This window comes from Vibrio sp. Vb0888, from assembly GCF_033338835.1.
GTDB lineage: Bacteria > Pseudomonadota > Gammaproteobacteria > Enterobacterales > Vibrionaceae > Vibrio > Vibrio alginolyticus.
The window spans coordinates 16,209-29,101 of sequence record NZ_JAWOTL010000011.1 but is presented as its reverse complement, the minus strand read 5'-3'; the positions used below and the strand labels follow the sequence as shown (position 1 = coordinate 29,101).

General features: G+C 45.2%; 10 protein-coding genes and 1 pseudogene. 3 read left to right on the top strand and 8 right to left on the bottom strand.

What is annotated here, in order from left to right; all coding sequences use genetic code 11:
* Window positions 1–40: 40 nt before the first annotated feature.
* A complete protein-coding gene (gene treB, locus R7P72_RS15730; protein ID WP_025768902.1) occupies window positions 41–1,465 on the top strand; it encodes a PTS trehalose transporter subunit IIBC in 1,425 nt (474 codons plus the stop codon).
* Between the two features lie 87 nt (window positions 1,466–1,552).
* Complete coding sequence (treC, locus tag R7P72_RS15725; protein WP_025768903.1) at window positions 1,553–3,238, top strand: alpha,alpha-phosphotrehalase; 1,686 nt, start codon at window positions 1,553–1,555, stop codon at window positions 3,236–3,238.
* A 98-nt stretch (window positions 3,239–3,336) separates the two neighbouring features.
* Here treC and R7P72_RS15720 read toward each other — a convergent pair whose 3' ends face one another.
* The 3 genes and pseudogenes from R7P72_RS15720 to R7P72_RS15710 all read right to left on the bottom strand — a co-directional run bounded on the left by R7P72_RS15720 (window position 3,337) and on the right by R7P72_RS15710 (window position 6,582).
* Window positions 3,337–4,236, bottom strand: a complete 900-nt coding sequence (locus tag R7P72_RS15720; protein WP_005381957.1) for a hypothetical protein — start codon at window positions 4,234–4,236, stop codon at window positions 3,337–3,339.
* Window positions 4,237–4,367: 131 nt separating this feature from the next.
* A pseudogene (locus R7P72_RS15715) lies at window positions 4,368–5,889 on the bottom strand (winged helix-turn-helix domain-containing protein).
* 90 nt (window positions 5,890–5,979) lie between these two features.
* Window positions 5,980–6,582, bottom strand: coding sequence for a YitT family protein (locus R7P72_RS15710; protein ID WP_017635671.1), 603 nt, complete (start codon window positions 6,580–6,582; stop codon window positions 5,980–5,982).
* Window positions 6,583–6,929: 347 nt separating this feature from the next.
* Between R7P72_RS15710 and glyA the strand changes: the two genes are divergently transcribed.
* Window positions 6,930–8,180, top strand: coding sequence for a serine hydroxymethyltransferase (gene glyA, locus R7P72_RS15705; RefSeq protein ID WP_005381985.1), 1,251 nt, complete (start codon window positions 6,930–6,932; stop codon window positions 8,178–8,180).
* A 418-nt stretch (window positions 8,181–8,598) separates the two neighbouring features.
* On the opposite strand, the gene lipA is transcribed toward glyA, so the two are convergent.
* The 5 genes from lipA to R7P72_RS15680 all read right to left on the bottom strand — a co-directional run bounded on the left by lipA (window position 8,599) and on the right by R7P72_RS15680 (window position 12,891).
* The gene (gene lipA, locus R7P72_RS15700; protein ID WP_005391329.1) at window positions 8,599–9,564 is read right to left on the bottom strand and encodes a lipoyl synthase; all 966 of its coding nucleotides are present in this window, start codon (window positions 9,562–9,564) and stop codon (window positions 8,599–8,601) included.
* A complete protein-coding gene (lipB, locus tag R7P72_RS15695; RefSeq protein WP_005384137.1) occupies window positions 9,561–10,223 on the bottom strand; it encodes a lipoyl(octanoyl) transferase LipB in 663 nt (220 codons plus the stop codon). The genes lipA and lipB overlap by 4 nt, the downstream gene beginning before the upstream one ends.
* A gap of 176 nt (window positions 10,224–10,399) precedes the next feature.
* Window positions 10,400–10,678 carry a DUF493 family protein YbeD gene (ybeD, locus tag R7P72_RS15690; protein ID WP_005384135.1) on the bottom strand — a complete coding sequence of 93 codons (279 nt, stop codon included), beginning with the start codon at window positions 10,676–10,678 and terminating at the stop codon, window positions 10,400–10,402.
* Window positions 10,679–10,817: 139 nt separating this feature from the next.
* Window positions 10,818–11,996 (bottom strand): serine hydrolase, encoded by a 1,179-nt coding sequence (locus R7P72_RS15685; RefSeq protein ID WP_005384132.1) that lies wholly within the window; start codon window positions 11,994–11,996, stop codon window positions 10,818–10,820.
* Between the two features lie 91 nt (window positions 11,997–12,087).
* Complete coding sequence (locus tag R7P72_RS15680) at window positions 12,088–12,891, bottom strand: septal ring lytic transglycosylase RlpA family protein (RefSeq protein ID WP_005373001.1); 804 nt, start codon at window positions 12,889–12,891, stop codon at window positions 12,088–12,090.
* Between the last annotated feature and the right edge of the window lie 2 nt (window positions 12,892–12,893).

Here is a 12,893-nt window from a genome sequence, read left to right as displayed (position 1 = left end):
ATGATGAATCGAATGTATCCAATACAGGGTGGACAAAGTTATGAGTAAGATTGCGCGTAAAGACGTGGAGCGTCTTATTGAGCTGGTCGGGGGGCCGGACAATATTGCCAGTGTAAGTCACTGTTTAACTCGCTTGCGTTTTGTTCTAAATGATACGGACAAAGCAGATACGAAACAGTTAGAAGCATTACCGATGGTGAAGGGCTGTTTTACCAACGCAGGCCAGTTCCAAGTGGTTATCGGTACTGAAGTGGATGAAGTTTACAAGGTACTGATCGGACTGACGGGTAAAAGTGAAGCCAGCAAAGACGAAGCGAAGAACGCTGCTCGTCAAAACATGAATATCGTTGAGCGTGGTATTTCCCACCTTGCAGAAATCTTTGTACCACTGCTACCTGCGATCATTACCGGTGGTCTGATTCTTGGCTTCCGTAACGTGATTGGCGACATCAAGATGTTTGATGGTCAAACGCTAACGGAAATCAGCCAGTTTTGGGCTACGGTACACTCTTTCTTATGGCTGATTGGTGAGGCGATCTTCTTCTTCCTACCAGTTGGCGTGTGTTGGTCGACAGTGAAAAAGCTCGGCGGTACTCCGATTCTGGGTATCACGCTTGGTGTAACATTGGTTTCGCCACAGTTGATGAACGCCTACCTGATTGGTAAGCAAGTACCCGAAGTGTGGGACTTTGGCTTATTCGCCATCGAGAAAGTGGGCTATCAGGCGCAAGTGATTCCAGCAATGCTTGCTGGTATGGCACTGGCGTTTATTGAAACCAACTTAAAACGCATCATTCCGTCTTACCTTTACCTAGTGGTCGTGCCGTTTGTCTCAATCATTGTGTCTGTGATTCTTGCGCACTCTATCATTGGTCCATTCGGTCGTATGTTGGGTGACGGCGTTGCTTTCGCAGCAAAAGCAGCCATGACGGGTGACTTCGCTATGATTGGCTCAACCATCTTCGGCTTCCTATACGCGCCATTGGTCATTACTGGTATTCACCACACTACCAACGCGGTAGACCTTCAACTGATGCAAGAGCTAGGCGGTACGCCAATTTGGCCTCTGATTGCACTTTCAAACATTGCTCAAGCGTCTGCGGTCGTCGGCATCATTATCATCAGTAGAAAACACGGCGAGCGTGATATCTCAGTGCCTGCGGCTATCTCTGCTTACCTTGGCGTGACTGAACCGGCGATGTACGGCATCAACTTGAAATACAAGTTCCCAATGCTGAGCGCGATGATCGGTAGTGCGTGTGCTGCTGCTATTTGTGGTAGTGCGGGCGTAATGGCGAACGGTATCGGTGTGGGCGGTTTGCCGGGCATCTTGTCTATCCAACCGCAGTTCTGGGGCATTTTTGCTTTGGCTATGTTAGTCGCAATGCTAGTACCTGCTGCATTAACGTTAATTCTTTATAAGCGTGCACAAGCCAAAGGTGAGCTTGAGCCTGCAAACGCGTAATTCTATTTGAGGCAGTGACTTGGCTGCCTCCTCCTATTTTTCTTTTCAAATTTTAAGTTTCCGATTACTGGTAAGTGAGTGTTAGAAATGGCTATGACCAAGCATGATGAGAGCTGGTGGAAAACCGCAACCATCTATCAAATTTACCCAAAAAGCTTTTGTGACAGTGGCAGTAAAGGCACGGGCGACATCAAAGGGATCATTTCTAAGCTGGATTATCTTAAGCATCTTGGTGTGGATGCGATTTGGCTGACGCCGGTTTACCAATCGCCAATGATCGACAACGGTTATGACATATCCGATTACTACTCGATCAACCCTGAGTTCGGCACTATGGAAGATTTCGATACTTTGCTAGCAGAAGCGCATCAGTTGGGTATTCGTATCATCATGGACATTGTAGTGAACCACACGTCGACAGAACACAAGTGGTTCCAATCCGCACTGGGTGATAAAAACAGCCCATACCGTGATTACTACATCTGGAAAGATCCGGTAGATGGTGCTGAACCAAACAACTGGCAATCAAAGTTTGGTGGCAACGCTTGGGCGCTGGATGAAAAAACAGGCCAGTACTATTTGCACCTTTTTGCTAAAGAGCAAGCGGACTTAAACTGGGAAAACCCAGTAGTGCGTGAAGAAGTGAAAGAAGTCATCAGCTTCTGGGCAGACAAAGGTGTCGATGGTTTCCGTCTCGACGTTATCAACCTGATTTCCAAGCAGCAAGATTTTCCAAGTGACGATATTGGTGATGGTCGTCGTTTCTACACGGATGGTCCACGTGTGCACGAATACCTTCAAGAGATTAGCGAATCTGTGTTTCAAAAATACGGCAGCGTGACGGTGGGTGAAATGTCTTCCACTACGCTAGAGCACTGCCAGCAATATTCTTCGCTAGACGGCAAAGAGCTATCCATGGTGTTCAACTTCCATCATCTGAAAGTCGATTATCCAAATGGTGAAAAATGGACCAAAGCGCCGTTTGATTTCATTCAGTTAAAACAGATCTTCAATCATTGGCAAACGGGCTTAAATGGCAAAGGGTGGGGGGCGCTGTTCTGGTGTAACCACGACCAGCCACGCGTTGTGAGCCGATTAGGTAACGACGAGCAATACCGTGTTGAATCTGCCAAGATGCTTGCGGCATCAGTGCACATGATGCAAGGCACACCTTATGTTTACCAGGGGGAAGAGATCGGCATGACCAACCCGGGTTATACCGAAATCAGCCAATATTGTGATGTTGAAAGTACTAACATGTACGACATCATGGTCAACCGTGATGGTGTATCTCATGACGATATGATGGCGATCTTGGCACAGAAGTCGCGTGATAACTCACGTACACCAATGCAATGGAACAGTGCAAAACACGCGGGCTTTACTGAGGGCACGCCGTGGCTTGAAGTGGCGCAGAATTACTCTGAAATCAATGCTGAAGCTGCGGTTGCCGATTTGAACTCGGTGTTCTACTTTTACAAGCGTCTGATTGAACTGCGTAAACAGGTTCCAGTCATCACCGATGGCCGTTACGAGGACCTGCTGCCAGAGCACAAACGTATTTTCGCTTACGCTCGTCAGAACGATAAGCAAACGCTGCTGTGTATCAATAACTACTACGCAGAAGAGGTGGAATGCGTTCTGCCAGAACGTTTTGATATGAGTAAAGCGAAAAACTTGCTATCTAACTATCAAAACTCAGCGAGCGCAGTCGCGTCAAACCATCAAGTGTTACGACCTTACGAAACTCGTATTTTATTGATAGAAGAATAAACTCGGGTGTCATCACCCCTAAGATTGATGTTCGAGATGAAGGCTTTGGTGTGCTCCCCAAAGCCTTCTTTTATTGAGATATCTCTAAAAATGCGAGCTTATTTTGTTTCAATCGCTGTTAGCTGCACTTTCTCTTCGTTGATTTGTACTTGTTGTACTTTTAGTAGTTCAATTTGTTCAATCAGACCTAAGCTCGGATTAAACCAACGTTCTGCCGAAGTAGCGAACTCCATTGAGTCCATGTCATCACAGTTCAGGTTGTAGATGTTCTCTTCCATCAGGTATGCCGCTTCAATTTTCTTGCCTGAGATCGAGAACGCTTTACGCACGCCAGTCTCTCGGATTTGCTGTTGCCAAACCACTTGGCAAGATGCTGTCATAGGAAGGTTTTGTACCCACTCATGATCTTCAAAACGGTCTAGAAGGTTGTGAACTGCGTAGCCTGTAAGAGTGGTTTGCAGAGACATAGTTTCTTCACCGATGTCAATATTCGGGCTTTTCTCTTTTACGTCGTCACCGTTTAGGCGGAAAATCGGACCGCTGTGCATAAGCATGGCAATAAACTGATGACCAATGAAATAAGCGTCAGTGATTTCATGGAGTGCACCATCTGATCCTGCAAAGTAAAGCGTATTGCTCTCTTCGTCGTCGTTGTACTGCTCGTCTGAATAGTAGAACTGTTCGGCGCCGTAGTTCACCAAGTCATTAACCAACTGGACCATTGCCTCGCTGTTTGGGATTTGTGCCAATGCTGCCAATATTTGCTCGCGACCCATCGCTTGGAAGCTCAGTTTCATGTCGCCTTCTGGTTGGCCATCCAAGCTAAATGCGTAGTTTAGCTGTGTGCTTGGCGTGGGAGCGAAGATTGAGTTGTGAATCGAGACGTCGAAACTTTCTTGAGGCACTTTGTTTGGATTCGCACTGCCAGAAGACGAACCTCCGCCACAGCCGTAAAGAGCCAGAGTTGCTGCTGCGATAAGCGTCATTTTGTTTAGCATGGTTTACATTCCTGATTGATAAGGCCGTTTCATGTTGGGCCGTTGCTTGAATGCGAGCATGCTAAGTTCAGTGAGAGAAAAAGGGCAAAAAACAAAAGCTAACAGGGGTTAATGAAAGCTTAATTTTATATTTAGGTCTTTGTTTTATTTGGGGTTATTTCGTTGGCTACGTTAGTGCAATACTCGTTAATGAGCGCTTTCCATCGGCTTATGATTTCTTGATCGGTCACACTAACATGCAACGTTTTCCACGGTTGGAGGCAAGTCTCTTTTGATTCAGATTGAGAAAGACGTTCAAACAAGGTTTCGGAAGGTAAAACGCGCAGCAGCGCCACCAGTGATTCCATGTAGTTGAGACGGAACTGTTCAAGTTTGTTCTGCTTATAAGCAAATGTGAGACACAAAGGTATAAATCAGTGCGTTTTGGATGCGTGAGTCGCCATCTGGTGTCGTTAACAGAGCTTTTGCCCTGTCTAAGTTACCTAATTTGAAATGCAATAGACCTAACCAGAGGCTCAGCTCATCTGGCAAAACATCAAACGACGATTGTACTTGAGTTAAATACGCTTCCAGCTTTTGATGTTCGTGCTCGTATAAGGCGAGATGTCTTGCCGTTGTGATAGCCGCAAACTCATCAGATTGTCGGAGAGGTTGGCTAGAAAAGGCATTCTCGAATAACATTTTTTTGTGAACACCCGAAAGCTGCCACGTACTTGCCGAAGGTGCAGGCAGATTGAAGTATTGCGCGACATCCGAGTGCATTTGGAAAATATCCGATTGTAGGTCAGATAAACGCAGTGTGTACTCATTGCGAAACGCCAGCTTGCCCGTCGCAGGATAAATAAGGTTCATCTGCGCTTTCAAGATGCCTTGCTCTGCGCCGTCTTTTAACTCGATATTGAGCTCGTAGTCGCTGGTCTGCATGTTTCGTGCGCCAGGGAAATATGGCGTATGACCGATAGGATCAAGAAAGTAACTGGGAGCATCTTGGTTGGCGATGTCGGTGTATGGATATTCGACCTGTTGTTGCAGCAAGATGGCTTTGACCAGTATGCGGTATTTTCGCGCCTGAGAGCCGATTGAATCGACACGGTTGAGTAGTAGCTCGACTTTGGGAATCAGTAGTTGATGACGTGTTTGCTGTGTTGAGATTTCTTGGCGTTGCCATAACAAGCTTGCGAGTGTCATGCTACATACCGCAAGTATGGCACACAAGCTATAAGCAAAAATTAGCTTGAAGTTTTTACGGTTCGCAACTTGAGCTGTAATAGCACGTCGATGGTTTTTCTCTGGTGGCACTAAACGGATATTCGCTGGGTTTAGAAAGTAACCTTTGCGAGGATAAGTGACCAAGAGCTTAGTCGCATCGTACTCGGGGAGATGCTGTTGTAGCAGCGCACGTAAGGTGCTAATGCGGTTAGTGAGTACATTCTTAGAGATGAATTTGCTCTGCCAAATGGTTTCGATAATGGTATCGGCAGAGAGCGGATGTCCCACGCTTGTTAGCAGCAGTTCTAATAATTCAATGGTGCGAGGTTCAAGATCAATCGCGATAGCATCTTGATGAAGGGTCTGTGTCTTCGGGTTATAGATCAGCTCTCCAATCGCAATACAACTGTGAGTCTGTTTAGCTTGTTGCAGAAAGTCGCGCATACCGTACCGATCTATTTGGAAATCGCGAAGTATTATATAGCGATGGGAGCGCGAAATCTTATAAATCGCACTTCAATCATTATCAAAAATTTATGAACCGTAGGTCACGGAATAGCGGTGCGGTTTGTGGTTCATCGCTAACACGAGATTGAGTGCAAACGCCCCCAAAATTGAAAGGCCAATCACTTCTGGTGTGACAAAGAAGAATGAAGCAAACAGGATACATGCATCGATTGCCATTTGGCTTTTGCCAACTGAAATGCCAAATTTGTCTTGGATAAACAAACACAGCACGTTAAAGCCACCCAAGCTGGAGCGATGTCGGAATAGGATCAGCATACCGAGCCCCATTAAAAGCCCGCCTGCGACGGCGCAATAAACTTCATTTACCGATTCGAGCGAGATTAGCAAATAAAGATGATCGGCAAAGATAGAAACCAACGCGCCAGAAATGGCACTATTAATGGCGAAATGACGGCCGAAGCGTTTCCATGCTAGTAAGTAAAAAGGACTGTTTGCTAAAAAGTACAGCACACCAAAGGTAAAAGGTGTAAATTGGCTAATAAGCAGAGCCAATCCAGTCGTGCCTCCCGTTAGAAGGTTCGCGGATTGGAGAAAGAAAACGCCTTGAGCTACTAAAAAGGTACCCGTGAGAATCGCTATCCAGTCTTCTTTTAATGAGTGTTTTTCCATCAATGTTGCAGTCATTAGTGATAAATAAGGCGTGCATAGTAGTAAAAAGATGATCTTTTCGGTAGCTAGAGGGTAAAATTTACGGTAAACCTATGTAATTGCTGTTTTACAGGGTGTAAAGCACAAATTTGACAGGCAATAGATTGTCGTTATGCGATTGCAATGCTGGCATGATAAACATTGCTTGTCATCATGAAAAAACTGCATGAGAAAAATTGTAAATTTCTCTTTATGACCTAAATCAAATTATGTAGAATGCGCGCCATTAGGGTGACGAAAACGTTTGCGTCGGGTCATTCAACAGTTTTTTTGCAACTTTCAGTACTAATCTGAGTCAGGAGATACAGATGCTTAAGCGTGATATGAACATCGCAGATTACGATGCGGAACTGTTCGCAGCTATCCAGGAAGAAACTCTTCGCCAGGAAGAACACATTGAACTTATCGCTTCTGAAAACTACACAAGCCCACGTGTAATGGAAGCGCAAGGTTCTCAGCTAACGAACAAATACGCTGAAGGCTACCCAGGTAAGCGTTACTACGGCGGTTGTGAGTACGTAGATAAAGCTGAAGCACTAGCAATTGAGCGTGCATGCCAATTATTTGGTTGTGAGTACGCTAACGTACAGCCTCACTCAGGTTCTCAAGCAAACAGCGCAGTTTACATGGCGCTTCTTAACCCTGGCGATACAGTTTTAGGCATGAGCCTAGCACACGGTGGTCACCTAACTCACGGTTCACCAGTAAACTTCTCGGGTAAGCACTACAACGTTATCCCTTACGGTATCGATGAAGCTGGTCAAATCAACTACGACGAGATGGAACAGCTAGCACTTGAACACAAACCTAAGATGATCATCGGTGGTTTCTCTGCTTACTCGCAAATCGTTGATTGGAAACGCATGCGTGAAATCGCTGACAAAGCAGGTGCTTACTTATTTGTTGATATGGCGCACGTAGCGGGTCTTATCGCCGCCGGTGAATACCCAACACCAGTACCGCATGCTCACGTGGTAACAACAACGACGCACAAAACACTAGCAGGTCCTCGCGGTGGTCTTATCTTGTCAAATGCTGGCGAAGATATGTACAAGAAACTGAACTCAGCAGTGTTCCCTGGTGGTCAAGGTGGCCCTCTAATGCACGTTATAGCTGGTAAAGCAGTAGCGTTCAAAGAAGCGATGGAGCCAGAGTTCAAAGCTTATCAAGCTCGCGTAGTGAAAAACGCAAAAGCAATGGTTGGTCAGTTCCAAGAACGTGGCTACAAAATCGTATCTAACGGTACAGAAAACCACTTGTTCCTTGTTGACCTAATCGACAAAGATATCACTGGTAAAGACGCAGACGCGGCACTAGGTGCAGCAAACATCACTGTAAACAAGAACTCAGTACCAAATGACCCACGCAGCCCATTCGTAACGTCTGGTATTCGTGTAGGTACGCCAGCGATCACTCGCCGTGGCTTCACTGAAGAAGATGCAAAAGAGCTAGCAAACTGGATGTGTGACGTTCTAGATAACATCGGCAACGAAGAAGTTATCGAAGCGACAAAACAGAAAGTGCTAGAAATTTGTAAGCGTCTACCAGTTTACGCCTAACATTTTTTGAAAATAACTCAGGCGAACTCGTTCTATTTCTGCGATTCGGTTTGATTATTTGATTGATGAAAGGTCCTCATTTGAGGGCCTTTTTGTTTGTCTGGCGTTTGGAATGAGATATAGCGAGAGAGTGTGATAAGGGGATGGCTACCAACACTGTCCCTTTTCAATATATCCAAACCACGTCATTCCGACGAGCCTAGGCGAGATCAGGAATCTTGTTGAGGCACACTCTTTTACTCAGAGTTTCCCTAAAAATCATCAGTATTCTGAAAACAGATTCTGAATCACGCTCGTTCCTCGCAGTTCAGAATGACGGTGGTAGAATGGCTTTTTATCATCATTTGCCAGATGCAAAAAAGGTTGGCACTGAGCCAACCTTTCTTTTCAAAACAAGCTTTTCAAAACAAGCGAGAGCTTATTTAATCTCGATACCTTGAGCCTGCATATCGGCATGGTAAGAAGAGCGCACAAATGGACCACACGCTGCATGCGTGAAGCCAAGTTCTAGTGCAACTTCTTTTAGCTCGTCAAACTCTGATGGTGGAACGTAACGTTCTACTGGCAAGTGGTGACGGCTTGGCGCTAAATACTGGCCTAGAGTCAGCATCGTTACGCCGTGTGCGCGTAGATCTTTCAGTACTTCGATGATTTCTTCTTTGGTTTCACCAAGGCCCATCATCAAACCAGACTTGGTCGGTACATCTGGATGCTGCTCTTTGAACTTCTTAAGGAGCTCAAGTGACCATTTGTAGTTCGCACCTGGGCGAGCTTTACGGTAAAGACGTGGCGCGGTTTCTAAGTTGTGGTTGAAGACATCTGGCGGATTGTCTTTCATTAGATCAAGCGCTACATCCATGCGACCACGGAAGTCAGGAACCAGTGTTTCAATCTTAATATGCGGGTTTAACGCACGGATCTCGCGGTTACAATCGGCAAAGTGTTGTGCACCGCCGTCACGCAGATCGTCACGGTCAACAGAAGTGATTACTACGTATTTCAGCTTCATATCGGCAATGGTTTTCGCCAGTTTTTGAGGCTCTTCTGCTTCCGGTGGTAATGGGCGGCCATGAGCAACGTCACAGAAAGGACAACGACGAGTACAAATAGCACCTAAGATCATGAAGGTTGCTGTACCGTGGTTAAAACATTCCGCTAGGTTCGGGCAAGATGCTTCTTCACATACGGAGTGAAGTTTATTCTTACGCATCGCCGCTTTGATGTCTTGAATTCGTTGGCTGTCGGCTGGTAGCTTGATCTTCATCCAATCAGGCTTACGTAGCACTTCTTTCTGCTCTGTAGGCATGTTCTTTACGGGAATCAATGCCATTTTATCGGCGTCACGATATTTAACGCCTTTTTCCATCTGGATTGGTTTGCTCATGCTTTATTACCTTGAGAAGGTGCTTCTGTGCTGAATTCTACTTGCTCATAATCGAGCAAAGTAACGAGTTCTTCTATTAATTGTTTTTCTACGGCTTCTACATTGTCTGGGCCGCCAAATTGGCTGACCTGAACCATTTCCATACCTTCATAACCACAAGGGTTAATACGCAGAAACGGTGTTAAATCCATATTTACGTTCAAGGCTAAACCATGAAACGAGCATCCTTTACGAATGCGTAAACCGAGAGAGCATATTTTCTTACCGGCAACGTAGACACCTGGTGCGTCAGGTCGAGCGGCTGAGTCAATATTGTATGCTTTTAGCGTGTTGATCACGAGGTTCTCGATTGTGGTAACGAGATCTCGTACACCTAATTTTTTGCGGCGTAGGTTGATCAAGAAGTAGGCGACCAACTGACCAGGGCCATGATACGTAACCTGGCCTCCGCGATCACTTTGTACAACAGGAATATCGCCAGTGTTAATCAAGTGCTCAGCTTTACCTGCCTGTCCTTGCGTAAATACTGGGTTATGTTCTACCAACCAGACTTCATCACGGGTTTCTTCTGTGCGTTGGTCGGTGAACTCATGCATCGCCTTCCATACAGGCTCATAGTCTTGGCGGCCAAGTCGTTTTACAACAAGTTGGTGTTGCATGGGAATTCCTGTTGCTAATATATAAAGTTTTTGGATTATAAACCGGATAACCCTGATGCTCTACCGCTGCGTAACAGATTTTTAACTGAAAGCGATGTAAAGCCTCGTTATCTCTTTGATAAATAAAAAGAAAGCAGCCAAGGCTGCTTTCAAAAAAAATTTAATATATCAAAAAATTATAGAACCATGCGTACGATGTCAATTTCACCTAACTCTTTGTACAGTGTCTCAACCTGCTCGATAGAGGTTGCAGTAATGTTGATTGACACAGAGTGGTAGTTGCCCTTAGCACTTGGTTTAACGGTCGGGCTGTAGTCACCTGGAGCATGGCGCTGAATAACTTCAAGAACAAGCTCTGGAAGTTCAGGCTTTGCATGACCCATTACCTTGTAAGTAAATGAACAAGGGAACTCAAGCAGGTCTTTTAATTTTGCATCAGAGTTGATGGTTAGCATATCGATAACTCCAGTAGATATTCGTTGCGGTGCGAAATAGTACAGTCAAATTAGGGGGAACTCAAGACGAGGAGCTCAAACTTAAAAAGCCGCCCATTCAGGCGGCTTTGCGAATAAGTTTGCTACTCTAACGTTCTTTTTAGAAGAAGCTCTTGAATAACAATACGATGTAATCCCACATGCGGCTAAATAGACTACCTTGCTCTACGGTTTCTAGTGCCATTAGTGGGTACTCGGCAATATCTTCACCATCGATCTGATAGTATAGCTTACCAACTACATCACCTTTATTAATTGGGGCTTCTAGCTCTTTTTCAAGGACGAAGCTTGCTTTTAGGTTTTTCGCTTCACCACGCGGTAGTGTTACGTAAGTATCTTGGTCAAGACCCAGTGCTACGGTGTCTTTGTTACCCATCCACACTTTTTCTTCTACGAACGTTTCACCTGCTTTGTGCGGTGCCACTGTTTCGAAGAAGCGGAAGCCGTAGCTTAGCAGCTTTTTGCTTTCTGACTTACGAGCATTGGCATCTTTAGTACCCATAACGACCGCAACCAAGCGCATTTGACCTTCAGTTGCTGAACTTACTAGGCTGTAACCCGCATTACTTGTGTGACCCGTTTTGATGCCGTCAACGTTCATGCTCTTATCCCAAAGTAGACCGTTACGGTTGTATTGGGTGATGCCGTTGTAAGTAAATTTCTTCTCTGAGTACACTCGGTACTCATTTGGTACGTCACGGATAAGTGCTTTACCTAGCAGTGCCATGTCGTATGGTGTTGAGTACAATTCTGCGTTATCTAAGCCATGAACGTTGGCAAAGTGCGAGTTAGTCATACCCAATGTGTTGGCCCAAGCGTTCATTAGGTCAACAAATGCATCTTCTGAACCTGCAATATGTTCTGCCATCGCAACACAGGCATCGTTACCTGACTGGACGATGATACCTCGGTTCAGGTCACGTACTTTAACTGTTGTGCCTACTTCAATGAACATCTTTGATGAATCAGGGAAGTTTTTCGCCCACGCATTTTTACTGATGGTGACATCATCATCTTCTGAGATATTACCACGCGCTAGCTCTTGGCCGATTACATAGCTGGTCATCATCTTAGTCAGACTAGCTGGAGACAATTTTGTGTTCATCTCTTTCTCTGCCAGTACTTTACCTGAATGGTAATCCATCAGCACGTAGCCCTTCGCCGCGATTTGAGGGGCATCTGGAACAACGATAGGTGATGCAAGAGCAGATTGAGCGAAAGTTGCAGAAAGGGCAACCGAAGAAACGAGAATAGATTTCACAAACTTATTTTTATTCATGGTAATTCAAATTTTTGGGTTAACTGCAGACATCTTATCAGAATCCCTAGTTATGTAAGAGGGGGATCAAAGAGAAATTCATGACACGAGGTCATTTGGCAGTGTTGTGTTTTTTAATAAATGCAGACGAATAGCCGAGCAACTTTACTTTATCTAATGTGGCTTGCGTCAGGGAATAGTCAGTAAATGGCCCTAACAACAAGCGATAAGACTCTTTCGCACTCTCTAGGAAAGTTTCTGTATCCAATTTTTGACCAAGCTCGGTACCTAAAGTTCGCGCGCGTTCTTCATTTTTTGATGATGCCACTTGAATAACGTACCTAGGGTGCGCTTCTAATGACTTTTTGTCCGTGGACTGATTGATACTGATCACTTCAATTTCCACGTTCGCGGTGCCTGTTTTTATGACATCTAACTTGTGCGCGGCGGCATAGCTTAAATCAATGATACGGCCATCGTGAAAAGGACCTCGGTCATTAACTCGTACTATGGTGGTTTTGCCGTTGTCAGTATTGGTAACTTTTACGTAACTTGGTAACGGTAGCGTTTTATGCGCTGCCGTCATTGAGTACATGTCATAGATTTCGCCATTAGAAGTCAAATGACCTTGGAATTTTTTCCCATACCAAGATGCGCGGCCTTTTTCTTTAAAGCCTTTCGCATTGCGAACTATTTTGTAGTCTTTGCCACGCAAGTGGTAATCTTTGTTCCCACCTAGGCTGTACGGTTCATATTTAGGATGCGCATCCTCGATGTGTTCGACTGAAAGCGGTGTATCCGGTGCAACATCAGATTCGAGTTCGTAACGGCCTTCTTGTTCTTTTTGGCTAGTTGATGAACAGCCTGCCAAAATAAGAGCAGAGAAAACCAAGGAATATAAAGCGCGTTTTTGCATGT